Below are 24,929 nucleotides of genomic sequence, written 5' to 3'. Positions count from 1 at the left end.
AGCCGCAGTCTTCAAACGCACTCGCTACTGAGCGGCGATGTAAACCGGCTGCTCAGTGTTCGGGGCGTACCACATGAACGTTCCCTTGGTGTTTCCAGCATCAACCGCATACAGCATGTCTCCCGTCACCGAGCCATCTGTGACCAGCTCTTCATAGGCCAGCTTGTTCCCGCCCGGAGTTTTTCCGTATGCCGACCAGGATGCCGAGAGTGAGTTGCCTCCTTCAGGCATGTACTGAAGGTTGACCTGAGAGTTATCGCCGACGCCTGCGCCCCGCCAGGTCATTGTCACGTTCATGAGCGCATACTGCTGCCCCTCCGGCAACATTGACAGGTCTCCGCCGTCAGCGACAACAGCGTCATTGATGTTGGGCTGCCACGAGTTGACAGTCACTTCCCAATCACCGTTTCGAACCGGCGTACCAATCGCATACGGGTTCTTTTCGGTACCCTTGTCTGCCTTTTCCTTTGCAGGTTCGGTCATTTTCCCTGGGGCCGCGGTCGTCTTTGGCTTCGAAGTGGCGACAGCTTTGTTGGTGTCTGTTCCGCCTGAAGAACACCCAACCAGCAGCGCAGCAGCGGCAAACACAGCGATCACACTCAGTTTCATTCTCATACGTGTAATACTGCCATTGAATGCGAGGCGACTATAGTCGGCCTCATGAGCGAAGAATCCGAGCGTCGGGCAGCGGAAGCGTTCGAAGCGTCTGGTGTCCCCTTTACCGTGACGCGGCACGGCCAGGTCAGGTCACTTGAGGAAGCGGCTCAAGCCAGAGGCGTAGAGCCTTCGCAGATCATCAAGACCCTCGTGGTGCGGAGAGGCGACGACGACTTTCTGTTTGTGCTGGTTCCCGGCGACCGGCAGATTTCCTGGCCAAAACTACGCGCTTTACTTGGCGTCACACGGCTTTCGATGCCCGATAAAGATGTCGCGCAAGAGGTCACCGGGTATGAACGCGGCACCATTACCCCCTTCGGCTCGCTGCGAGCCTGGCCCGTTATCGCGGATTCGCGTGTGACCGGGGCTGCCGTCTCAATTGGCGCGGGAGCGCACGGTGTTGCCGCGACGCTGGCTGCCAAAGATGTTATTGATGCGCTAGACGCGCAGGTTGCGGATGTGACGGATCCTGCCCCACACGCTTAAGCCAGGGCTCACAGCCGCCCTTACGGTAGCGAGCGTATTATTTAGTTGGCTTTTGTGGAAACATACAGCTGCATTCGCGTGTCTGCCCGGGGAAGGGGCAAGCTTTTTTAGCGGCCGCGAAATTCGTTGAAGAACTCCCGTAATAGAGGGCGGGTTTTCAGATCCTTTAATGCTGAGATGCGTCACAGCTCGGTGTATTGGGCACCGAAATGCTGCTGTGCGCGCGCCATTATTGGAATAATAGTAGGGACCGCATTGCTAACGAAAAATAGCTTCATGCCCAGACGGGGATCCGGTAGACGCCGCAACTTTGGGTCAATGATCGCGATGGCACTGAGCACAGGACTCATTGCCTCTGTACTGACCGCAACGCCTTTTATTCAGGAGGCGGCAAACGCTGACCCCACCCCGGTCACGGCGGTTCAGCCGGGCCAGGTATCCGAGGGTGTGCACGGCACTATCTGGATCGACCTCAACGGGAACGGTGCACAGGACGGCAATGTTCTGGGATCGACCGAGTCCTTTGGTGACCCGAACGTTGCCGCGGCCGGCCTCGAGTCTGCGGGCCGCTCCGGCGTCACAATCGAGCTCCTCGACTCAAGCGGCAAGTCTGTAGCCAGCACCACGACTGACAATGACGGACAGTACCTGTTTAAGGGCATCGCAGACGGTGCGTACACCGTTCGCGCCGTTGCGCCGTCGCAGAACTATCGCTGGATCATGCCGACCACTCCCCACTCCGACCTGGTCGGTCAGGCGGAAGCTCCCCCCACCCTGCACACGGCGATCGCTCCCGTAACGGTCACGGGCGGATCTTCCGTCGCCGTCAACGGCGGCCTGCGCCCTGTTCCCCAGTTGTCCCTGGGACTTGCGAGCACCGACACGAGCCTGCCCAACGGCGGCGGGATCGTCACCGGAACTGACACGCTTCCCGATGTCAACGGCGTCTGCCCGACGGCCGAGCCGGGCAACGACTGCTCGCTCTACGACAACCGCGTGGCAACCAACGACCTCACGAGCATCGCCTACACCGTGGCGGCCACAAACCTCCAGAAGGGCGTTGACGACAAGCTGCTGCCCGTTGGTGACGTGATCCTCGAGGTTCTCCTCAAGGCAACCGACGGTGCCAAGGTCAACTTTCAGGTGACCGGAGCCGCGCAGGTTCCCACCCTCTGCCGCATCGACCGTTCGGTCATGTCAAAGATCATTGTCGAGGCAAACGGCGACCAGCGACTTATCTGTAACGTCGGCCCCATCGACGCGGGCTCGGCTCGCCCCTTCGGCATCAATATTCTGACCACGGGCGAATCCCCCAACGGCTCGTCGTTTGAGACCTCCGCCATCGCATACTCGGCCAGCAACGACGCGCTTCCCAGTAAGCAGTTCGACATCGACCCCATCGAGGTGTCTGCAGCCCCACGGTTCAACCTGGTTAAGCGCCACAACGATGAGGATCCCCAGGGCGGCGTGCAGCTGATCGCAGGCATCTACCCGATCAAGAACCCCGTCACTGGCAAGGTTGAAGACACCCTGCTCGTCACCTACTCGGCCGTTATCGAAGGATACGGCGGCAAGAAGGGACAGCAGTCGATTGGCAGCTCCTTCGAGTTCCGCGACCTGATCGACCCCGAGTTGGCCAAGTACGGCGCAGCTCCGGCCCCGGGATACTGTGGCCCGCTGAACGACACCTACTCCAAGTCGTGGCTCCTGCCCCAGGCGGTTGCAGCGGGTGTTGACCGCGCCGACAACCAGCTTCAGACGAGCGGTTACGCGTGCGATAGCGCAGTCAACGCCTCAGGTTCGTTCGGTGTCAAGGTGACGGGCGCAGACACAACGCTCGCCTCCGTACCGACCACTTCCATGGACCGCACCAACTCGATGGGTGCTCACGCACTCGCGAGCGTTGGTCGCGTTACCGTTGCCTACCCACTGTCAGCCCTCATGAAGGCGAACAAGGCAAACAACCCCGCTCTCGTCGGCTGGAAAGACGGCGATCCCCTGGTCAACGGCGTCTACAGCGTCACGAACTGCTACACCGACTTTGAGCCGGTTTCCCCCGGCGGCGTCAAGAACTTCGGTGGCGGCAACGAGCCCGGCTGGGATGGCTCGAAGGCCAGCGGCGATAACTGCGTCACCCACAATCTCGATGTCCGCGCAAGCGGCGCCCTCGTAAAGGCCTACGGAAAGATCCCCGCCTCGGGTGATCCCCTCACGGTTCACGCCAACGGTGCACCGAGCCCCGACTTCAAGAACACCGAAGAAATCATCCCCACCGGCCTCTCGGGCTGGTTGCTGGGTGACGGCCTGACGACCGGTGACGAGGGAATGTTCACCTACATCAGTGCGAACAACACCACCGGCACGGTTCCTGTTGCCAACGCCCAGGTCTGTGACGTCTGGGACAACTCGGTGCAGACGCTGACTCCCTTCTCGGGTGGCCCGTCAAAGGGACTCCTCGCGTCGCTGTCTCTCGCGACTCCCGGTGGCGCGGCAACCAAGCACGCATTTGACCCGGCTTCGGAGGGCATCACCGTTGAATACGGCAAGCTCACCAAGGGTGGCTCGTGGAACAACCCGCTCATGCTGGCCTACAACTCCGAGACGGGACGCTACACGGGTGACTGGACTGCCCAGCGACTCGCAGCGCAGGACTGTGGAACCGCAGCGGCTGCGCGCGGAGACATGGTCTTCAGCACCAATCCTGTTGCCGACGGCTGGAACCTGGCCGACGTTGCCATGATCCGCGTGACGCCAAAGAACAACCAGCTCGACGCGGGCGTTTCGCTCATGATGCGCGCGCGACTCGACACCCGTGTGAACTTCTACGGCGGACCCAACGACGGTGAGGCAATCAAGTCGGGTGTGATCCTGGCCAACTTCACCGGCAGCCGCGCCAACGGCGGGTACAAGAACCCGTCACCGTACGATCCCAACACTCACACCGGCGCTAGCGCCCGAGGTGACCGTCTCGCGTTCCAGGACGTCGCACTCGGTATCAAGAAGACCGCCAACCAAGACGCGTCAGGTGACGACAAGCTCAACACGACAAACGCCGGTGACAAGTTCACCTGGACGCTGTCGCCCTACGTGTCGTCAAACGTTCCGTCAGCGAAGGCTCGCGACCTCAAGGTCGTTGACACGCTTCCCGCGTCGCTCAAGTACGAGCCCGACTGCACCGTGACCCCAGAAGGAGTCAGCGGACCGATCCTCGGCACCAGCAGCAAGGGTCTAACAACCCTGACCTGGACCTACGGCGACAGGCCCGCGAGCGATACGCTGCCTTCAATCGACGTTTGTACCTCCGGCTCAAAGTTCGTAGCCTCGGGTTCAACGCTCGTCAACACTGCCGATGTGACCGCCGACAACGTGATCTACAAGAAGCAGTTCCACCAGGCAACCCGCGGTGTCATCATGTACGCCCCTGAGGGCCTACAGGTTGAGATGGATGTTGATCAGCGCATCAACGTCACCGATCAGACTCAGAAGTGGTCCCTGAACTGGGGCAACACGGCCTCGGGCGCAAAGATCATGCCCACTGACAGCATCTTCGTGTTCCCCAAGACCGGTGACAACAAAGCCGGTTACGAGTCATCGCGCCACACCTACGGCTCGGACTACGCCGGAACGCTGAAGCTGACAGACTTCCCCGCCAAGCCCGTTGCAACGGGCAGCATGACGGGTGAACTCGCAGGTGACTGGTACTACACCTCTGCCGCGTCAGACACCGTTTCTGATCTGGCCAACGACCCGTCGAACAAGCTCGCAGGCGGAAGCACCGTCTGGTGCAAGCAGGCTGACTTTGGATCGGCAGGGTGCCCGGCAGACATCGGTGATGTCACCGCCATCCGGTTCATTCAGGCAGACAGCCTCGAAGCGCAGACCCTCGTCTCCGCCACCGTGTCGCTCACCGCACACGGCAACGCGGCCGCCAACCTGTACGTTGGTATGTTCGCGGTCTGGTCGGAAACCTACGCAACGCAGCCCGTCGTTTCAAACGAGCCGTACACGCAGGTGCTGGGCTTCAGCATCGGTGACCTGATCTGGCAGGACAACGATGAAGACGGCGTGTTCAACCCCGCGGTCGACACCGGCGCTCCGGCCGGGGTAAAGGTCGAGGTTGTTCGGGTGAGTGGCGGAGTCGAGACGGTTGTACAGACCGTGACGACAAATGCCAACGGCCGCTGGGTCGCAAACAAGCTCGATATTGGCGACTACTACGTTCGCGTTCCGGCAGACCAGTTTGCCAAGGGTGGGCCCCTGTATGGATTCCACGCTTCGCCTCACGGTGTGCAGTCGGACCCGAACACGAACTTTAACGAGGACATCGACAATAACAACGAAGAGATGCCCGACGGTGGTCTTCGCAGCGCGGGCCTCCTCACCCTCTCGGCAGATATTGACCCGCCGAACGTGACGGGCAACGGACCGCTCGGCGACGACGTCGCCGGCATGATCGACAACCCGCTTCTCGGCGACGACTTCACCAACCTCACCCTTGACCTTGCAGTTGAGGCAACCGGTGGAATTGTGATCACCAAGCAGCTCGAGGGTGTTGGTGTTGACCCGTTCGCCTACGGCAACGAGCTCAAGTTCGCCCTTGACTGCCAGGTTCGTGGAACGGCCGTGCCGGTTGACGATGTCGAGCTGACGGTTCCGCAGGGCGCCACAAGCGTCACTTCAGAACCGATCACCGACCTTCCTCTCGGTACCGTCTGCAAGATCACCGAAAAGGTAAAGGGCAAGGCCGACAAGACGGCCGATCCCACAACCGTGACGGTGGTTAAGAAAGCAGCAGAAGGCGCTATTCCCGAGAACACCGTGGTGGCCTCGCTAACCAACTACTACTCGGCGGGCGCGCTTAGCCTCACTAAGAAGGGTGCTGGCCCGGAAAAGGCTCTCGACCAGGTCAAGGATGAGGTCTTCTCAGTGCTCATCACCTGCCAGGTGCCCGAGACCCTTGAGAACGGCGAGAGTGTTATTTCGACGCTCTACTCAGGAACCGTCAAGATCAAAGTTGGCCAGAAGAAGAACATGGTCGATGAAAACGGTGGCCCACGCAAGCTACCCCTCGGCACTCACTGCTTCGCGGCGGAAACCGATGCGGGAAGCGCTGTGAAGCACACGGTCGATTTCGGTTCTTACGACCAGGCCGTTGTTGTGACAGAAGGATCGCCTTCGTCACTGCAAGAGCTGAGCATCACGGCCGTGAACACCTTCAAGGTGCAGGCTGACAAGCCCACTCCCCCGAAAACCAACCCGGTGAAGCCCGGCGGCACAAACCCGTCGACGAATCCTGGCGATCCGACGGGTGGAGATTCTGCGAATGCGGGATCGGGCAGCCTTGCAGTCACGGGTGGCAGCATCACGCTGCTCGCTGTTCTCAGCTTCGCGCTGGTCATCATGGGTCTGGTTCTTGGTGCAAGACGTAGAAGCAAACGTAGTTAGGTAAGTAGCTCATGGGGGGCAACATGGAAAGCGCACAACAAGGGAGTGTCGAAGAACGCAGGGCGGCAACAGATGCTGTGCTGTGTGATCGTGTGCGGCACGGTGATGGGTTCGCCTTCACCGAGCTGTACACCAGGCACTACGAGGGTGGCATCAAGTATGCCGTTCGACTGGTGCGTGACCGACAGGACGCTGAGGATCTTCTGAGCGAAGCTTTCGCACGAACGCTAGACGTGCTGAAGCGAGGCAAGGGCCCTACCGAGTCCTTCCGTGCCTACCTGAATATGGTACTTCGGAACCTGCACATTAAGGCCGCCGATGCGAACACTGTTGCCCTCCCTGATGACGCTGATAACTATCTCTCCCAGCTACAAGAGCCCGACAGCAATGAGAAAATGGGTGAGCGCGAGCTCATCTACGTTGCCTTCACAAGCCTCCCCGAGCGGTGGCAAAGTGTGCTGTGGTCCTTGGAGGTCGAGGGACTTGACCTCTCAGAGGTCGGAGAACAAATTGGTATGAGGCCGAACGCGGTCGCGCAGCTGGCGCTGCGCGCCCGCGACGGCCTCAAAATCGCTTACCTCACGCTCCACACCGAGCAGGCGCCCGCCGGTGACTGCAAGGCAATGTCTGAAAAGCTCGCCCGTTACGTGCGGGGCCAGGCAGGCAAACGAGACAGTGTTGCGGTTCGTAAGCACCTTGAAACGTGCGCAGACTGCCGCCAGTCCGTGAAGTGGATGAGCGACGTCGGGCATCAGATGCGATCGGTTGTCGCCCCCATTATCTTGGGCGGCTCGGGGATCGGCCTCGCCTCCTGGAGTTTGGGCTCTTCAGGCAGCGCGGCGTCTGCCGCCGTCCTCGCTCCCGCCGCAATCGGAATCTCAGGCGGCGCAAAACTGGCGATTGTTGGAGCAAGCGCGTTGGTTGCCGCTGGAGCGATCTTCGGGGGCATCGCCCTCATGGCAAAACCAGAAGCCACTCCGCAGCCAAGCGCAACGAGCATTGAACCTTCACGCGTGGTTACAGAATCAGCGCCCACAGAGAAGCCTGTGACAGAACCACCCGCTGTTGAAGCGCCGGCAGAGGTGGCCCCTGAGCCAGCTCCCGAACCCGCACCCGAGGTTGTTCCTGAGGTCGTTCCGCCGGTGGATACACCGAATCCCCCGGAGACCCCGAACGATACAAACACCCCTAACGCGACTGATACGACAGACACGTCGAACTCGAACGGTAATCCGGCACCGACCACGCCAGAGGACGACACCACCCCTGGTTGGGAGCTCGCAGAATAGCGGCTACGTCGTTGTCCTCATGTTGCGCGCTGCTCTCGCGCTAGGGCGGTCAGTGCCGCCCCAATAAGCGAGAGCAGCGCTGCGGCAGCAAACACGAGCCAGAATCCCCCGACCAGCGCGACAAGCCCCGCCCCGATAATCGGGCCGAGCAATTGCCCGAGCGCTGCAATCACGTTGACGACACCAAGATCACGGGCGTTATTCTGCCCGCTCGGCAACAGGTCGGTGGCGAAAGCCAGGCCCACGGTCATAAACGCACCGTATCCGACTCCCATGAGGGCTGCGGCCACCAGCGTCATCGTAAACGTAGGTGAAACGGTGATCAGGATCCCCGAAACCGCCTGCACCAAGGCCGCCAAGATTGTGAGCGACCGTCGACGCTGCAGGCGGTCTGAAACCAGCCCCGCAACCACCGAGGCACCCACAACAAACACGGTGTAGACGACAATGATGAGCAGCAGGTTGTCTTCGGCTTCGGCGCGATGCTGGCCGATGCCGTACATGAGGAAAAACAAAAAGAGCGCCGTTCCGAGAGCGTTCCCGATGTTGACCGTCAGACGCCCGCTCAGCATCCACATGAAGTCTCTATCTTGCAGGAACGCGAAGCGTGGCTCGTTATGTTGCCGTGTTGCCGCGCCGCCTAGCGCTTTGTTGACTGGATCAGGCAGCAGGAGGCTCGCCGCTGTGCCCAACACGGCCATCGCGATCGCGAGCACCAGGTAGCCCTCGAAAACACCGAGTCCCAGCAGCACAACAGTCCCAACACCAACCACAATACCTACGGCCTGCGCACTGGACGCGGATGAAGATGCGGCTCCCCACTGCTGGGGTGGCAGCTGATCCGCAATCATTGCGGTGAAGGCGGCCGAGGCGATCGCGATCCCGACCGACACGCCAACCCAGGAAGCGCCGATCGCGAGAGGCCCCTCACTCCAGCCCGTCAGCAGCAGGCAAACAGACGTGATCCACACTCCGGCGAGGGCGAAGGGCCGCCTGCGTCGCTGTGATCCGTTTCGTCGGTCAGAGAGCGCCCCCGCTATTGGCCCGGCGACGACTCCGGCGAGACCACCAACCCCGAGCACAAGGCCCGATGAAACCACTCCCGACACCCAGCCGGTGCCGCTGTCGGGGGTATCAAGTTGCAGCGGCAGCAACAGCTGCAGCGGGGTGAGCTGCGCGGTCCAGATGACGAGCCAGGCAACGCTGAACAGGGTGAACCAGCTCGCGCCTACTTTTGTGAGTGGAACGGTGGCTGATAGCGGTGTCGTGCTCATTGAAGACTCGAAACCGGATGTGATGAGATTCCCTGTGGCATGAGATTTCTCCCCTCTGCCCACGCGCAACGCTGCATGTGAGATGGGGGAAGCTTAGCGCTAGTTGGAGTATCTACGCATCAAATTCGGGCGCAGTGGCAACAATATGCGGAGGGACGCTGGCCTTCACTGCATAGTTACGCAAAAGCCATCGTGTCTGAATCGTGTCTACGGGGATCTGAGGCATTCAGCGGAACCAGCAAAGCCCCGGAACTCCGTTGATATTTCAACGATGTTCCGAGGCATTTTGTCGAGCTGACAGGATTTGAACATACGACCCCTTTGAGAGGATCCGATTGTTCTCCGGTCTCCGCCGATCGTCTCGGGAACTCTCGAATTCCTAGTGTTTACAGGGAATCGGGCGGTTCGCTTAATACGGTTGATGGCGGTTCTTGGAGGGTGATTTAGGTGAATTCCTGATGGGTCAAGCGCACGACCCGAACCAAGAACAATGTAGTACTCGTTGCCCGTGGCGCCTGACCGTAGATCGGGCGAGAAACCGAATTTTTCCGCGTTTCTCGTGACAACGACACTACCGAGAGCCATCAGGTGATGCCGGACAACCTGCAATTTTCTGGTCAGGAATCTGGTCACCAGTTCTCGACATTGTCGAGCCACCGGATGGGGACGCTTCTAGGTCTCTCGCGGCCTGCGCAAAGGCCTCGCCGACTTAATCAAGTGCAGCAAGGAACTGCGACGTCGTGAGTACCTCGTATGGACGCGAGACCCAGTAGCCGGCTGGCGTCAGATGGCGAGTAACGAAGCGTGTTTTAAGCACGTGGGCACCGTGATCCGGCAATGGCTCCAGGCAGAGTTTCCTCGCTATGTCTTCAACGTAGGGCTTCAACTCTGCCTCCTTGCGCGCGAGCTGAGTGGCATAGCAAGGCTTGACCCGACCTTTGTTCTCCGAGTCGCCGTAGAAGGTCCGCAGCTGGCGCGCTGTCTCCGCAAAGCCGTAAACTGATGCGGGGTCTTTCGCTTCGATCAGCCAGATGTTCGGATCACCGTTACGCCCGCAAACAAGGTCCACTTCTGTCGTCAGTTCCGGGACACCCAGACGAGCGTGATCGCCAGGCTTCACGCGCGCGATGGTCTTGAACCCAACTCCTTGAAGCTGCCGCTCAAGTGTTCGCTCGAACGCCTTGTTCCTACCTGATCGTCTCTCAGCAAGAGCCTTGGACACCTTGTCAGGCACCTCACCCGTCCAAGGTAGAACGCCTTGCGTCAGGTAGTTGTCGTAAACGCTCAGGGTTGTCAGAAGATACTGCGGCGCGATCAGGATGGTGCCATCCGGACGTCTTACAAGAGGTCGGACGAGTAGACGATGCCTGCGGGTCCGTGTTTGCCACGGCTCCCAACTACTGGATCGGAGGATGTCCGAGGACACCGTGAGTATTTGAAATGCGTGCCGGAGACGCGACCGCTGTTCTTCATCGGGATCACCGGCTGCTTCAAAGACCCAACTGAGAGCTTTGTCCTCCGAAGTAATTGCTATGCTTCTACCGTCGTTGAAAGAATCCCACTGAGCGAGCGCCATCAAGACCACGAAGAGATCGGAAGTGTACGCTCCGAAGGCTTCCAGCATCGCGGGGTCAACGGCATCCTCAAGTCTTCCTGCGCCTACCTCGTCGTCATCGAGTACCGGGCCGAGGCGGATAGTGGCTGCCGCCGTGTTGAGAGATCCCCCATCCATCACCCATGAATCACCAGTCACGTGCTCGTCGTCTTTGAATGTGAGTTCGTATGCAGAGCTGACCTCAATGATCGCAGGAGCAACCCGGTGATACAATCGCTCGCTCAACGTCGTCATTGTGCGGTATGCATCTGCGGCGGCTAGGAGCGCACTCCAGCTCTGAGACGTGACAGGCTGTTGCCCATCAATATCCGCGTCCAGTCTCAATGCGGCTTCGACGATGATCTCGTTGCACTGCCGTAGTTCGAGCGTTTCGCTTGCGAGCTCGGCCATGCGCGCGACTGGATCCCACTCAGTGCTCAGATTCTCGGCGACGCGGGTCAGGTTTCCTTGTTCTTCCTGTAGGTGGTCATAGACCCGATTGAGTTGCTCCATTCCAGTGGCGACGATCAAATCGCGGTTGTGTAATGCGATTCGATCGTTGAGCTGTTCCAGAGCTGCGGGCGCGATATGGGTTCTAACTAGCGCATTAGCTTCGATCTCACGGTACTCGCCGGGTTGTATGCCCGTCGCGTGCAAGCGACGGGCGAAGGATACAGTTGCTGCTGACCGGTCAGACGGGCTCAGCTGCCAAGGCCTCGGCAGATGGTTGAGTTTGGTTCGCGCGGTCTTCGTCTCAAGTATCAGGAATGGTAAGCAGGTGAGCCATTCGCGTCCGATCTCTTGTGCAACGCTCTCACCGACGCCGCCGTGCATGAGAAGCCGTTCGAGGGCGTTGGCTGTGAGCGCATTGGCTGCGAAGGGTTTGCCATCCGCCTTTTGCACGAACTCTTCTAGGCCCAAACTCCAGAGCGCCACGCACGGAGCACCCTCCGTTCGAGTGCGCGGACATGAGAACTCGACCGCTTCATCGCTTAGTTCAACTGTTCGAAGCCAGAGCCGGTATCCGGGAGTTCCGAGGTCTTCGTGGGCGTGTCGCCATGACTCACCGATTGCGTCGAAGGCGAAGATGAGACCTCCACAGACGTCGAACAGGAACCGATACTCCTGGTCGTCGGTCCAGCCCGGGTCGGACCTGACAATTGCGATCGGGGGCGTGATGAGAGGCAGAGACCATCCGATGCGATTGGGGGCGTAGTGGGTTCCCCGTCGATGGTCGTATTCGCTCTCGGGGCTAAGGAACGATACGGACGCGACGTTTCCGGATGAGATTTCGGCCATCTCTGCGTGCCTCAGCGCCGGTAGCCCTGTTCCATGAAGCGCGATCTCTAGGCGCGAGAGATCGACCGCGCGCTCCCACTCGGCTTCTCCAGCATGCGCCTCAAAGTACATGTGTGTTGGGCTGATCCCGCCTTTGAAGAAGGTCTTGTCGTTCATCCTCCATGGTTCCCAGTAGTTGATTGCTTCCCAGCCGAAGCTGGAGGGGAACTCTGGTGAGCTCAAATCGCGGGAAAATCGAAACAGGTCGTCGTCTGCTGTTGCAGTTTCCGCGATCCAGGTGAGGTCTTCCAGTGCAAGGGTCGCCTGCCCATGCGCCTGCGGAGCCACCAGATGGGATGTGCCAGCGACGATGACAAGCGGAACGACGCTTGCACCGGGGAGCAACTTGATGGTGCCGCCGCCCGCGATCTGTACCGAGATGGGGCCGTCCGATGGGTCATGGTCCCGGACGCGGTCTGCCAGCGTTACGCACGCTGGTGACAACGGCCCAGTTCTAGGAAGGTCTTCTGTGAAAAGGATCGACACCGCGATGAAATTGGGACCCTCGACCGGAACAATCCACTGGATTTCATTCCCAGTCAGTGGAGACGTCTCATCGCGTGCTTTGGGGGGTGCCTCGACCAAGGCATTCGAGAACCGCCAGAGTGCGCCGCGGATCGCATCGATGCAGGAAGCCCGGAGTGCTCGCCTGGCATGGTTATCACGTTCAAGGCCATCGACAAGTTCCGTGACCGCGTGAGCAAGCATTCCGGGAACGTAGGTCGGTGGCAACCATCGAAAATGTGGGTCAGTGGTTGAGAGGCGATAACGCAGAGTCCGCCCGAAGGGGCTCGTCAGATTCTCGTGATCGTACTTTACCGAGATCGCCGGCGAGGTCATCCATTCAAGCGCGAGCAGATCCGCTTGGTCGAGTTGGAGCGATTCAAGCGGGTCAGCGGAAACGAGCCTGCCGGCGGCGTCCAGCTCGGCAGCTGGAAGGTCAATTTCGTCGCCGAGTTCGATGTCCGGAGCCGGTTGCCACTCCGGCAACAGAGTATTCAGGCAGTAATCCACGTACCTGAGTGCTACTCGAACAACGTTGGCGATCCCAAACTTGTGCCGCCGCACAAGTCGATCATCGACCGCGTCGGCAAGTCGCAGAGCCCGGGAAAGGTCGGCTATCGGCCTCTCGACCAACCCCGGCACGTAACGCAGCAGTTCGTCACCGACTCGGACAGTAGCGACATTGGTGGGGTCGGTAGAGATGTAGTCCTCGTGCATTACACCAATGCCCTGGGACTCAGCCGCCGCGTCAACCAGCTCCTGTATGTTGGGGAGAAGCTCTCTCGAACTCTCGTTGGTAATGAAGCTCGCACGAAGGCTAGCAGCGAGCGCCACACCTACCGAGGTGGCACGGTGCCGGGCCACCGGCGACGAGGCCGCTGCAAACAACGTGGCCCACAACCGGTCCTGATCGAACCGACCAAAGATTTGCGCGAGTTCATCGCGTGTGGGCACCGAAGGCTTGGCATGAGTGCGTTTGGGTTTTCTCGGCTTGTTCCGCCCCATGCTATTTATCTCCCCACCCATATCGAAGACTTGGCGCGTTGTCGCGCTCGCGTTGCTGCGGCCGAATCAGGCACCCGGACTCCGGACTATCGGGTCCTGCTTCGCCGACCTTCAAAGCCGAGAACCGATAACCAATGAGCGTCCACGGCATTCTGGTAACACTACCGCTGGATATATCAGCCACGGATATCACCCGGAAGCTCCTGCCCCTCAGCTTCTAGAGTGGTGACCAAGGTCGAAACCACCGACGACAGCGCCATTGCTCTCCTTAGGACCTCATTTTTCCAGTCCGGACTCTCGGCGTCGTCTTCGCTGCCGCTGGCGGCGAAACAAACGCGACGGAGAGTCCGCAGCGCACCATCTCCGATCTTCTCCGCCTGCTTGGTCCAGGCCGCGCCATCTTCCACGGCGAGTGCAGCCGCGCGGCCGATCAGCCCATGGACGAGATCGCCGGCGAGTCGATCGACGAGCTGTGCGGCCTTCAGTGTGGTTCTTGTTTCGGTCTCCTCTGGACTTGGCTCGGTGTCAGTGGCGAATGCACCGAAATATGCCCACGGCCTTCGTCCGGGTGTCAGCCTTTCGATTGCCGCTTCCACTTCGTCCACTTCAGCGAGGGGCAAGCGGTCGCCGGGCAGCTGACGACGAAGCGACCAGAGGCGGAGGATTAAGTCGGCGATCTCAGCTTCGGCGGTGTCTCTCGCAGATCCAGTCTTCTGTTCAAGGCTCGTCATGCGCTCCGCAAGATAGTGAGCTATCCAGCGTCCGAGAGTGTCGGTTTGTTCCAGCTCAGCCGCGAGCAGCTTGCCTAGTTCCAACGCGGCCGTTGAAGTCGTTCCATCCAGTTCCTGGTTGGTAGGAGAAGACTCGGAAGTCGTTGTCATGATCGGCGTAACCTCCTTCAGTGTCGTTGTCGGTGACGTCGGCATAATGAGCGCGACGATCTTTGCGCTTCACTTGTACCACTACGATGAGTGCGGAATCGAGTTGTCCCAACATCTGGTCGAGCGCTTCGGTTGTGATCCGGAGCCGGTTGCCTGATGGGCCGTGCCGTTCACGGCCGACGCTAATCTCCGCCCAGGTCTCAGATGCCAAAACGGCCTCTCCGTTCGCGCGCTCCCAGCGGAGGCCACCGTTCCATGAGGTGATGCTGAGAGCCTCCACAATGTCCGCGGAAGGGCGAGACAGCTCGGGCGCGAGTTCGGTGGCTAGGGGATCCAGTCGATCAATGCCGCCTTCAGAATTCGGCGTTGACACCCATCCTCGAAGCTGGAACGGCGGTGAGGAGAACTGGAAATCTTTGTCATCGAGGTCAGCTGAGGGGATTCGGAAGCTCCAATAACCGTCAGCTGTTTGCAGGGCACGCACAAATGCCCCGACGGCCTCCGGGTTGACCAAAGCTGACTCAATGTTGATGCTTAGGGATCGGTCGTATTCGGTGACAGACGCTGATTGCCAGACCGTCACCCATCCGTCCGCAGGCTTGAGGGCGGCCAGGAACTCGGATTCGTGAACTTTGTTACGTTCACGTGGACCGACGGTAGCCAAGGGACCAGGAACTGGGCTTCGCTGATCTGTAATCCATCGCCCGTCGTGGCGCGCGATGTCGAATTCGGCGAGCCATTCAAGGACGTCCAGCCGTTCCGAATCGGGGTCGCGGTACGGCGTAGCGGTCCGCATCAGCCTTCCGGCGATGGTGAGTGCCGCGTGACGTTCTAGGTAGTAGTTGAGGTCCTCAGCTTTAGGTATCTCCCACTTGTATCCATAGGTTTCGCCATCCTGGTATACACCTGCCGTCTGTCTCGGGTCCACTAGACGTTCGCCGTCGACTCGCCACCCCCATTCGTCGAGGATGAGAGCGCTAGCCAGATCGAGCACATCTTGGTGTGTGATGATGAACGCGTCCGTTAGCTTACCGAGTACGTACTCGTCGAAGTCGGAACCGAATCGGTACTCTGCTTGCGGTGCACCTATAATCATTGGGCCGGGGCGGGTAGGGCGACGCCAGCTTTCGAGGACCACGGGTTCTGCCAGCTTGGCCTTCCTGTCGATCCCAACCGAATGACCAGCTGGGGTGGTCAGTCGAGCAACTGATAAGCAGTGCTGTTGAATCGCAGCGTGGTCCGGATAGCGGTCGCTTAGTCCGATCACTGCAGGCATGAGCGCGTCAATGACAGACGGATCGTCGCGTGCTACTCGCTTGACAGCGACCAGGAACCATTCCGCCGCGCTCATATCGTAGAAGAGGAATCGTTCGTCGGCATACCCAGCTGCGTCGCCCCGAATCACTGCTGAGCAGAGCGCAACGATCACGTCATTCGCGCCAAGCTCGATGGCAGTACGCACCGCGTGCGCAGCCTGCCAACGAACTGCAGAACGAGGGTCACCGAGGGCGGTCCAAAGGAAGTTTGCTACAGCGATGTCGATTGGCTCTGCTGGGGCCTGCCTGGTGACTGTCCTGGGACTAATTCCAAGTTCATCCTCGAATGTAGCGAGCGCTTCGCCAAGCACGCGAGCAGCCGTGGAAGGGTCGAGGACCGCTGACGCTCCAGCTGCGAGCATATAGCAGTGATCGGCGTCGGTCAACGCTTCCTCAAGATTCAGGTGATCGAGCGCGCGTTGGAGGAGATCCGTCGTGTGTACCTCCAAGAGGGCGGCCGCCGCAGGCAGGTCAAAACCCATCCAGTTGTGATGAAGTAACTGGGCACCATATCGCTCAACGCAGGTACCAACCGCCCTTTTCAACGAGTCTACGAACGATTGAGCAGTTCGAGGCCGCACGAGGGCCGCGTTCAAGAGTTTTGCGAGCTCATAATCGCTGAGAGCATCAGATTTCAATGCGGCGTCTAGGATTAGGCCCCACTGAAGCATGGGGCGTGTAAAGACCTCTGCGATGAAGAGGCGGTCACTGTATGTACGAGACTCTTGCTGAAGTCGGACCGCCGCGTCCACGCCGCTCACCTGAGTGAGGTCGAGTGCCGCGATCTGCGCCTTGCATTCCTCCAGCTGAGCAGATCGTTCTGCTTCTTCGTCTGATTTGAGGTCAAAGGTTGTGCTCCGAAACTCGTCAGGATCGTTGGCAGGAGGAGGGTCAGGAAGTGAAGGTTGCGCGAACTCGGCATCGATTGAGCGCCCAAGTCGGTTTGCGAGATCGTTTGCGGTAGACAGAGCCTTTGCGTTGAGCCCTCCGGAGGCGACAAGTTCACCGAGCGCGGCGTTTAGATCAAGGTTGGTTGAGAAGGGCGCCAAGACCGTTGTGAGGTCTGGTCGTCCCGCGAACAGGGCCTCATCCCCTTCGACAAGTCCCCTGAACTGCCAGTCAAGCGACCCGAACCGGCGATCCCGCCACTGCCCAAGAACTCGGAAAACGTTGGTGCCTGAGACCAGCGCAAGCGCAGCGACCAGCTGGTGTTGGTTGAATCGATCATAAGTGATCGGTTCGACGGCTTCACCGAGACGAGAGACGCGCGCGGCGAGGGCGATCGCATCAGCGGGGTCGACGCCAGCAGCTGCCCGAGTTAGGGCAACGATTGCATCCCATCGATAGATCGCGTCATCGCCGACTCCAGTAGCGGTTTTCACCGCTTGATCGAAATAGCTTCCAGCTTCGGCAAAGCTAAAGCGATGGAGTCCACGAGCTATATGCACTAGAGTCTCGGCTTTGCCGTCGGCTGTTTCAGCACTGCTGGCAAGAGTGCACCGTGCAGCGTCAGCAAGTTCGAGGACCACCGATGAGAATCGAGTGTCGCCTAGTAGTCCCGGGATCAGGTCGAGAGCCCCGGCAATCGGAGCTTCAGCAGCGATCGTCTGTATCACTTGGATGCAAGCGACTGTCGGTAATTCTTCGTCAAAGGCGGATCCAAGCAAAGGTAAAATCTGCCGAGCGATTCGATTGGACATCGACCAGATCTCATCTTGTGAGTAACGTTTGGAGTAGCTCGCGATCAGTGCTGCTGTGGCTTGCGGGCCAATGTCACCGCGAGCGTATTTTGCCCAGGCGCCGAGCCAGCGGAGCGCGGGACACAGATAGCGATTGAGGTCCTCGTTATTGGACTTCATAGGATCGTACTTGCCACGCTTCGCTGGAACTAAAGTCGGTCGGTAATGATCGACATCGAGTGTCTCTCCCAGGAGTTCCGCGCGCAACGCAACCGCGAAGAGGATGCCCGACCGACCTGGACCGTGTCTGTCACCAAGCCCAACGGGCAACGAAGGTGGCAAGCATTTGCGAAGTCGTTCCGCGGCTTCCGTTGCGTCGACGATCGAGTGACGCACCGCAAGTGCGCAAAGCCATGAAGCACCGCGAAATGCGGTGTCTTCCGCATTCCGCTGTTCGTAGTCTTCGGCGAGAAGGCGAGAACGGAATCGCTTCAGCTTTGTCCACACTGCACTGGCGTCATGTGCGTCCAGGCTCATGCCAACGCGCTGCATCTCGCCAAGGACGCCGAGTAGCACTGCGGGATGAGAGGAACTCGCGACCAAGCCGGAAACCTCCTCATCGCTGGCTGATGAAATGAGCACCCGAGCGAGGGCTGCGCTCGATTCCAGGACGAAATGAGCTGGACGCCAACCTGATAGGTAGCAGGCAGCCGGAGCTGGTCCATCCGTTCGTAGGATCGCCAATGCGATGTGTGCCACCTGTTCTGGAGTGACGTTCTCGTCTCGCGGGTACCGTTCCCTCGGAGCGCGCACCCAGGCGGCTATCGCTGACGCTGCTTGCCGCACTCTGCTCCTGGCTGCACTCGCCCCTCCAGCGGTGTGCGCAAGCAACGCTGCCTCGGAGCCGAGCGTAGAACCCGGCCAGCTCTCTGGAAGTTCGCGTGACGCGATTAGCTCACCAAGCACTCGAGAATCCATCCGTAAACCCGCTAGGTCGGGATTGTCCCTGATAATCGTGAGCTGACGGCTTTTTCCTGCACGTCCGGCACCGGCGCGCATTGCGAGCTGGACGATCGAATCCGGGCGGCGTAGCTGGACAGCGGCACGAAGACCGAACTCCACTCGCAGGTGCTCGACTTGGGCACGCTCGACGTCATTTGTTGACGGCAAGGCATCGTCCGTGGCGACAAGCGCAAGGAGTTCGTCGTAGAGATTCGCACTCCAGAGAACCTCAGGCAAGGACGACGCGGCGTATGCGGACGATCCGCTTAGCGCTCGTAGTTGCGCCGCTACCTGGGCCGCAACCTCTTGAGTTGCAGGGTGCAGCTTTCGGAAGTACGTTTCGGTTGGCTCGTCGAGGAACTGGACACTTTGCCCATCCAAAATTAGACCTCTACCAAGGTCTGATATGAAACTGCGCACGCTCGCGGCCTGCGTGCTAGCAAGTTCCGCAAGCACGTCCAACGGAACACTCGGTCGCAAGAGCGTAAGGAGTTGCGCCGCGCGTTCGAGTTCTACTCGCGATCTGCCGGCGTTGTTGAAAGCGTTCGTGACCTGTTCTTGCATGAGAGAGTCAAGTGCAGACGTGGCGCTTGCCATGCCTGTAACTCGACCAAGAGCATCATGAATCGTTGCGGTTTCAAACAACACTGTTGACACGACTCGCGGATTACCCGCTGTTCGATCATGAATCTCTGAAACGTCCAGATCGGTCGCCGAAGGGTGAGAACTTAAAACAACTTTCGCCGTCTCTTCGGGAGCAAAGGCCGACAATTCGAACGAAGCCATGCCGACCGGAGCCTCAAGGCGATCGAGACGCTCTGGTCTACAGGTCAGCACGATGCGAACATTCGGGGGAATATCGGACTGTAGCCTGAGGAGGTCGCGCACAAACGATCTGGAATCTGCGTTGTCCTCGGCTGCGATCACAGCGTTGTCGGCCGCGTCCACCAAGATGACCAACTGGCGATTTCCGCTCTGCATGAGCACCTCGCTTGCATGATCGAGGCGACGAACGAATGCCTTGGTGTATTCCTCGGGAGCGAGATTCCCGGCATGAACGATTGGAACGCACAGTCGCAGTCCGGCCATCTCAGTCGCGAGTTGCACGAGCCCGTCCCGATGACGATGTCTCGGATGAGCGGGATTCCGATAATTGCCATTCCCAAAGCAGTCGTAGATGATGACGTCGGCACGATCAGATAGCAGGTCCGAAAGCGCGCGAGCGAACGTGCTCTTGCCTACGCCGCCCTCGGCAGTGAGGACCATCGATCCAGGAGTTTCGAGAATCCGATCCGCGAGATCTCTATACGCATCTCGCGAGATAAAAGGTGCGTTGTCGAGTAGGCATGGCGCGGGAGCAAGTTCCTCCTCTCTGCATCCGAAAGCAAGCAGGACATCTGCTTTAAAGATCGGTCCGCTGGACTCGGTGCTCGCTCGTGAGGCGACCAAGTCAACAAGAGAGGCAGACACGCGAATGTCGGTGTCAGCCGTGAGTCCACCAACTTCTCGACTAAGCCCGCGTCGTAAGGCGACAATTCCAGGTTGACAACTTTGAAGATCGAGCCGCCCGCACAGCGACGTTATGTCATCACTATTGAGATTTAGGTTTTTTATCAGCTTGGCAGCTGATGATCCGGCTTCCGGCGTCCGACCGCTTGCCAAATTGTGCACAGCAGTAATCGCACCAGAGGCAATGGGAGTGTTCGTGACTATTGAGAAGCGAATGCTCGCCTGAGGATGTTGCATACGCAATGCGGTGTCCAGCTGAGCGAACTTCTCAAGAACCTTGCGAACTTCGCCCAGAGTGAAATTCTTATCCGGATGAAGTGTTGAATGCTTAAACTGACGGATTTCAATAGAGGTGAACTTCTCATCTGAAGTCCCATAGAACTCAACGAGGTCGATAACCTCGGCACCGGCTGGCTCTTCGTGTGAAGGAACAGTTCCAAGCCCTTCGACCGTAACTCGTTGGAGATTTGACGCGGGACTCAGAAGCTGAAGGAGGCGGGTTGCCGCCCATGTATAGTGGAATCGATCTCCATCGCGTGACGCGCGAACTCGCCCCGATCCAGTGGAGCCACTTTGTTGCTTAGAAAAGCTCTCCGCCATAGCTGATCCTCAGGACTCCAGGCAAAGCCAGTGCCGCCAGCAGTGATACTGCCGACCTTTGGGGGTATCTAGAAGATCGGGCGACATTTCCTTTCGGAGGCCTCCTACCGGTGATCGATTCACCAGCTACTCTTCTGGCGTTGATTAATCCTCTCGCATCCTCAGCTCCCTTTCAAACTAGACGCTTGGAAGCATCATTGGTTCAGTCCTTCTCTGCAGGCATATGTGGCAACGACGTCCCCTTTGCAAGTAGATCAACTAATAACCGCACTTATGGCTTCCGCCTGCAACTCTCACCCTCTCAAAGCTGTCAACCGTCCCTTAAGTGTCCATACCTCCGCTGAGCACAAGGTGGATCGCGGAAACTTACAAGATGACTTCTCCACCCCTGTGCATCGTGAGGCATCTGAGAGGTAAGCTCGGGGCACTCAGCACCGCCGAGATCGTTGATCGCGGCCAGTTTGAACAGGGCCCCGAAGCCCAGAGTTCCAGCGGACAATTGCATATCTGCAAGAGCATCAAATCGCAGACAAGCCGCGGAAAGGCTCTTCATTCTCCATGAGTTCACATTCCAGAACACCTTTTAGATCGCGACGCAAGCACCCGAGAAACAACCACAAACGATTCAGAAAAACTTTGGCAGGCCTGCGCTCTACGACACCGGCCTCGACGCCGGCGAAAGGCTCTGGGAACGTGCCGGCTGGGCGGGCAGAGCACAAACACGTCCGACTCAATCCACTATTTATGGCCGGTAATCCCTGGTAACCCAGAGCTACCAACGAAAAAACACCTGAACCCACGTTTCCGTGGGTCCAGGTGTCCGTGATGTCCTGAAACATCACACTGGTCGGGCTGACAGGATTTGAACCTGCGACCCCTTGACGCATAGGGCCGTTTTGCATCAAGTTCATTGAACCGCAACCAACCGCCATATACATCGTCTGATCTGGCGTTTGTGCAGTTTTTAGATACGCACGAAACGTTATGAACGCAAAGCAACAGAAACGGCCATGTCAACCAAATAACAACCAAACCCCACCCCGGCAAGCATGAATGTCAGTGGCTGCTTTTAGCTTGGCTCCATGACCAATGCAAAAGCCCAAATAGCCGCGTGGCAGCATATTGCCAACGATCCATCAGCCGCCTACCAAGACCCTGTCCAAATTCGCGGGATTCACCCAATGAAGGAGAACATCGAAATCAAGCTGCTCATCACGCGAGAACGTGCCGACAAGTTCATGGATGCTCCCGATTTGGAGCCGTTCGATGTGCTGATCGTATCGGCCACATGTTGGGATCGCGAGATTGGTGAACAAGTCGAAACAGACATCACCCCATTCCTCGCTCACATCGACCGCCTATTGAGTACTGAGCACGCCCTGACCTCGGTGGACTACTCTCACATGTCCGACACCCCAACTGCGTACCGTCTCATCTTCGTTGACAGCGACCAGCGTCCGGTTAGGGCTCAGGCAGTACAGGGGTAGCTACTCGAACATTCCTTCGGGCGCGTGTTAACATGGCTCCACAACCAAATAGCTCTCCCAGGACTGGCCGGGGTGAGGCACGGAGACACTGCACATGCACACGTCAACCACCACTGTCCACACCACCCCTGACACGGATCGAGCTGTCGAACGCCTCACCGAGGCGCACGCCGTCACGGTCAACGGCAACATCGCAATGTCAGGCCCTCTGCTCGAAGAGCTACGGGAGGCCCGCTATCCAAACCTAGGGCGCACCAAGAGCGGCGGTGGAGGCGGTGGCGATCTGCTCGACATGAAAGCATTCAACCTCTACGAGACCACGGACGCCGACGTGAGGGCATGGCTCGACCACTACCGGCAGCCACAACCCGACGATCTACTCGAAGCCACCAAGCTGCTCTACAACACGCTCAAGGCTGAGAACGCCGGCAGTCGCCTCGATAACCCTGACCGCATGTTCGGCATGTTCCACATCTGGGTGCAACGCATCGAGGACATGTTCAATCCTCCCCGTGCATACGAAATCACGGCGGCTTGCCCCGTGTGCGAGACCGAGCATGTAGCAGACAAGGACGGGTGCCAGCTTTGGGCCGTCCGTGTCCCCGTCAAGGAAGGCCGCGCGCTGGTCGCGGAATGCCACCACTGCGGCACACTGTGGGCAGGGCACGAACAACTCACCGCCCTCGCGGAGTCCATGCAAATCAACGTCGACTGGGTAGCGCTGCGAGAGTTCCTGGGCCTCCCCCAAAACCAACCGCAAACGTGTTAACCTATTAGTGCGCGCTACAAGTGCGCCTACATGAAGCTCCACACCTCACGGTTGGGGCTTTTCGTGTTTCTATAGCTTGATACGTGCTCGTGGTCACCGGAGACGCATACGGTGACGGCATGGCCTGAAACTCAACTGGCGGAGGTAGGCACAGTAGCGCTGTGCTGGATGAGCGGGTTCAAGTCCCGCCAGGCCAACGATGACCACGCGCGCGCATGGGTGGGGTGAGAGTGGTCAGGATCCTCGGTTCAATTCCGAGCCACCCCACCCACCTAATCTTCCCGCGTCTTCGGGGCCAGTTTGCACTGGTGGAACCCTGTTCATATACAATTGTCGCATGTCAAAGGCGCATGGGTTTCGAGTTTATTTCGCAAAAGCATTTCGTGACAAGATCAAGGAAAATAGTCCAGTCAACGTATCTGCTGACTCGCGAGCAAAAATGGAAATTTGCTCGATACTAGAGCGCCTCGCCAGTGACGGTACTCATTTCACAAGCGAGTCCGTGGCGGCCGATGGGACTAAAAAACTTCCAGACAGCTTTACGGTATATCAGCCGGAACATATCCGAGATGACCTTATCCACGTTGAGGTATCCGCGGGTTCGGTCGGCTCACATGAGGAAGCCAAGAGTCCAATCAAGGGGAATGCCTCGGTAGACATCTCTAAAACGTCTCCTGAAGCTAGGTACATCCTCACTTTCCTTTTCCCGCGTGGCAAGGGCGACCAGTTCGTGATCATCGCCCAAACCAAACACAAATTTGAGCCAACATATCGACTGTTGCGACGTATGAGTGAGGTTAGCCTGGCAATGAGGCGCGAGGCTGAGGATGCGGAACGTGCTCAACGCAAGCACCTGAGGCAACAAAAGCAGACACTTCCACCTAAAGAGAAACACTCAAAGCTGTTGTTTCGACATGTTCAAGCCGGAGATAACGCGTACTTTGATGAGCTATTTAGGAACGCGAAGGATGCGACGGTGAAGTTTACGTCTAAGGTCCCCTCTGCACGAGGTGGGAAGGCGTTGGAGACTCAGCGCGAGCTCGCGATTCGTGTTAGAACTGAAGAGGAAAAGAAAAAGGTCAAAGTTGTTGCTCAGATTTGGCGAGACGCAGCCAATCAGAACGACACAAAGAGCAACCGCGAGGGAGTCTCTGAACTCGCGGAAGTACTTGAAGAGATTGATCTTCTCCACGAAAACGAGGCCAAGGACTACTCTTATGCGAAGATCTCGCTTAAGGATGCACGAAACGACAGCACCTTGATTGCGGTCGATGCGTTCAAGAACGTATTCACCTACCCCGTCTCTGTCGGTGCCCCTGATTACGATATGCACTACACATTCGTAGCGCCTCGTGTGAAGACAATTGCGAGCGAAGCGAGAATTGAAGTTGACGATATAGATGCGCAGGAGGTTTCAGCATGTCTGGAAGATTTAGCCCCCGCGACGTATTTAGAGGCCTCCTCGACGGACTGAGGTTTCGCCGCCAGGACGAAGGAAACGAACGCCCCGATGTTCTAAGCATTCTGGTACTTTTCGGGCTACCAACGCTTGCCGCGCTAGGAGTCGTTTGTTTCGGTATACAGTTCACCGGCGCAGATCAAATCCTCGCAGGGGCAGCTTTGCTTTGTGGATCGCTGATGGCGGCATTCGCTCAGGTCGCAAGTTGGAGAGAGCGAGTTCTGGCGCGCGCAAGAAGCGTTGAAAAGGTGCGTGTGAGAGCGCTCAACGAGGCGACGGCGCACATTCTGTTCTGCCTGATGGTTTCGGTTGTCACCGTCACTGCAACTTTCATTTTGGCAAACATCGAACTGGGTGACCATCCACCCGTGTGGCTTACCTGCGTAGCGGTTGGCGCGAGCGCGATAAGCGCTGCCACTTTTCTTTATATCGGACTATCAATCGTTATCGTTGCCAACCTCCTCTGGGATGCTTACCAGCACGAAGAAGACGAAGCAGAGCGAGAGAAACTGCCAGAGTAGTCCACAAACCCCCGGCTTTTCAACGGGGGTTTTCGCGTTAACACCCATCCAAATTCTTGCCCGCTTCGTGTCGGGTTCTCCTGTAGAGGGGTAAGCGGTAATCACCGTGCACAC

General features: G+C 58.6%; 12 protein-coding genes and 1 tRNA gene. 8 read left to right on the top strand and 5 right to left on the bottom strand.

All coding sequences use genetic code 11. The features are described 5' to 3' along the window. Positions 1-24: 24 nt before the first annotated feature. On the bottom strand, positions 25-609 hold the full coding sequence (locus G7068_RS13910; protein WP_166292509.1) for a hypothetical protein: 585 nt from the start codon (positions 607-609) through the stop codon (positions 25-27). Positions 610-660: 51 nt separating this feature from the next. On the opposite strand from G7068_RS13910, the gene G7068_RS13905 reads away from it, so the two are divergent. The 3 genes from G7068_RS13905 to G7068_RS13895 all read left to right on the top strand — a co-directional run bounded on the left by G7068_RS13905 (position 661) and on the right by G7068_RS13895 (position 7,877). Further along, on the top strand, positions 661-1,143 hold the full coding sequence (locus G7068_RS13905) for an aminoacyl-tRNA deacylase (RefSeq protein WP_166292508.1): 483 nt from the start codon (positions 661-663) through the stop codon (positions 1,141-1,143). Between the two features lie 327 nt (positions 1,144-1,470). Further along, the gene (locus G7068_RS13900; protein WP_166292507.1) at positions 1,471-6,588 is read left to right on the top strand and encodes an SdrD B-like domain-containing protein; all 5,118 of its coding nucleotides are present in this window, start codon (positions 1,471-1,473) and stop codon (positions 6,586-6,588) included. A gap of 23 nt (positions 6,589-6,611) precedes the next feature. Beyond that, on the top strand, positions 6,612-7,877 hold the full coding sequence (locus G7068_RS13895) for a sigma-70 family RNA polymerase sigma factor (RefSeq protein ID WP_166292506.1): 1,266 nt from the start codon (positions 6,612-6,614) through the stop codon (positions 7,875-7,877). A gap of 17 nt (positions 7,878-7,894) precedes the next feature. Here the strand turns inward: G7068_RS13895 and G7068_RS13890 are convergent, their stop codons facing one another. The 4 genes from G7068_RS13890 to G7068_RS13875 form a co-directional block, all read right to left on the bottom strand. Beyond that, complete coding sequence (locus tag G7068_RS13890; RefSeq protein ID WP_166292505.1) at positions 7,895-9,151, bottom strand: MFS transporter; 1,257 nt, start codon at positions 9,149-9,151, stop codon at positions 7,895-7,897. A 709-nt stretch (positions 9,152-9,860) separates the two neighbouring features. Beyond that, complete coding sequence (locus G7068_RS13885; protein WP_166292504.1) at positions 9,861-13,592, bottom strand: hypothetical protein; 3,732 nt, start codon at positions 13,590-13,592, stop codon at positions 9,861-9,863. A gap of 176 nt (positions 13,593-13,768) precedes the next feature. Beyond that, entirely contained in the window at positions 13,769-14,473 is a 705-nt protein-coding gene (locus tag G7068_RS13880) for a hypothetical protein (RefSeq protein ID WP_205881306.1), read from the bottom strand. Next, the gene (locus G7068_RS13875; RefSeq protein ID WP_205881305.1) at positions 14,379-20,579 is read right to left on the bottom strand and encodes an ATP-binding protein; all 6,201 of its coding nucleotides are present in this window, start codon (positions 20,577-20,579) and stop codon (positions 14,379-14,381) included. Before G7068_RS13875 ends, G7068_RS13880 begins: the two co-directional genes overlap by 95 nt. 1,082 nt (positions 20,580-21,661) lie before the next feature. On the opposite strand from G7068_RS13875, the gene G7068_RS13870 reads away from it, so the two are divergent. The 5 genes from G7068_RS13870 to G7068_RS13850 all read left to right on the top strand — a co-directional run bounded on the left by G7068_RS13870 (position 21,662) and on the right by G7068_RS13850 (position 24,815). Beyond that, a complete protein-coding gene (locus G7068_RS13870; RefSeq protein ID WP_166292503.1) occupies positions 21,662-22,066 on the top strand; it encodes a hypothetical protein in 405 nt (134 codons plus the stop codon). Between the two features lie 94 nt (positions 22,067-22,160). After that, positions 22,161-22,835, top strand: coding sequence for a hypothetical protein (locus tag G7068_RS13865; RefSeq protein ID WP_166292502.1), 675 nt, complete (start codon positions 22,161-22,163; stop codon positions 22,833-22,835). 120 nt (positions 22,836-22,955) lie between these two features. Further along, positions 22,956-23,032 (top strand) — tRNA-Ala (locus G7068_RS13860). A gap of 140 nt (positions 23,033-23,172) precedes the next feature. Continuing rightward, positions 23,173-24,309 carry a hypothetical protein gene (locus tag G7068_RS13855; protein ID WP_166292501.1) on the top strand — a complete coding sequence of 379 codons (1,137 nt, stop codon included), beginning with the start codon at positions 23,173-23,175 and terminating at the stop codon, positions 24,307-24,309. Then, positions 24,255-24,815 carry a hypothetical protein gene (locus G7068_RS13850; RefSeq protein WP_166292500.1) on the top strand — a complete coding sequence of 187 codons (561 nt, stop codon included), beginning with the start codon at positions 24,255-24,257 and terminating at the stop codon, positions 24,813-24,815. Before G7068_RS13855 ends, G7068_RS13850 begins: the two co-directional genes overlap by 55 nt. Positions 24,816-24,929 lie beyond the last annotated feature (114 nt).

Origin of the sequence: Leucobacter viscericola, assembly GCF_011299575.1 — a bacterium.
Classification (GTDB): Bacteria; Actinomycetota; Actinomycetes; order Actinomycetales; family Microbacteriaceae; genus Leucobacter; species Leucobacter viscericola.
This window is presented reverse-complemented; position numbering and strand designations above follow the sequence as displayed.

Coding starts and splice junctions, on each gene's coding strand:
- G7068_RS13875 (WP_205881305.1), bottom strand. CDS start 20,579: ATGGCGGAGAGCTTTTCTAAGCAACAAAGTGGCTCCACTGGATCGGGG.
- G7068_RS13870 (WP_166292503.1), top strand. CDS start 21,662: ATGACCAATGCAAAAGCCCAAATAGCCGCGTGGCAGCATATTGCCAAC.
- G7068_RS13885 (WP_166292504.1), bottom strand. CDS start 13,592: ATGGGGCGGAACAAGCCGAGAAAACCCAAACGCACTCATGCCAAGCCT.
- G7068_RS13895 (WP_166292506.1), top strand. CDS start 6,612: ATGGAAAGCGCACAACAAGGGAGTGTCGAAGAACGCAGGGCGGCAACA.
- G7068_RS13850 (WP_166292500.1), top strand. CDS start 24,255: ATGTCTGGAAGATTTAGCCCCCGCGACGTATTTAGAGGCCTCCTCGAC.
- G7068_RS13880 (WP_205881306.1), bottom strand. CDS start 14,473: ATGACAACGACTTCCGAGTCTTCTCCTACCAACCAGGAACTGGATGGA.
- G7068_RS13910 (WP_166292509.1), bottom strand. CDS start 609: ATGAAACTGAGTGTGATCGCTGTGTTTGCCGCTGCTGCGCTGCTGGTT.
- G7068_RS13865 (WP_166292502.1), top strand. CDS start 22,161: ATGCACACGTCAACCACCACTGTCCACACCACCCCTGACACGGATCGA.
- G7068_RS13855 (WP_166292501.1), top strand. CDS start 23,173: ATGTCAAAGGCGCATGGGTTTCGAGTTTATTTCGCAAAAGCATTTCGT.
- G7068_RS13900 (WP_166292507.1), top strand. CDS start 1,471: ATGGCACTGAGCACAGGACTCATTGCCTCTGTACTGACCGCAACGCCT.
- G7068_RS13905 (WP_166292508.1), top strand. CDS start 661: ATGAGCGAAGAATCCGAGCGTCGGGCAGCGGAAGCGTTCGAAGCGTCT.
- G7068_RS13890 (WP_166292505.1), bottom strand. CDS start 9,151: ATGAGCACGACACCGCTATCAGCCACCGTTCCACTCACAAAAGTAGGC.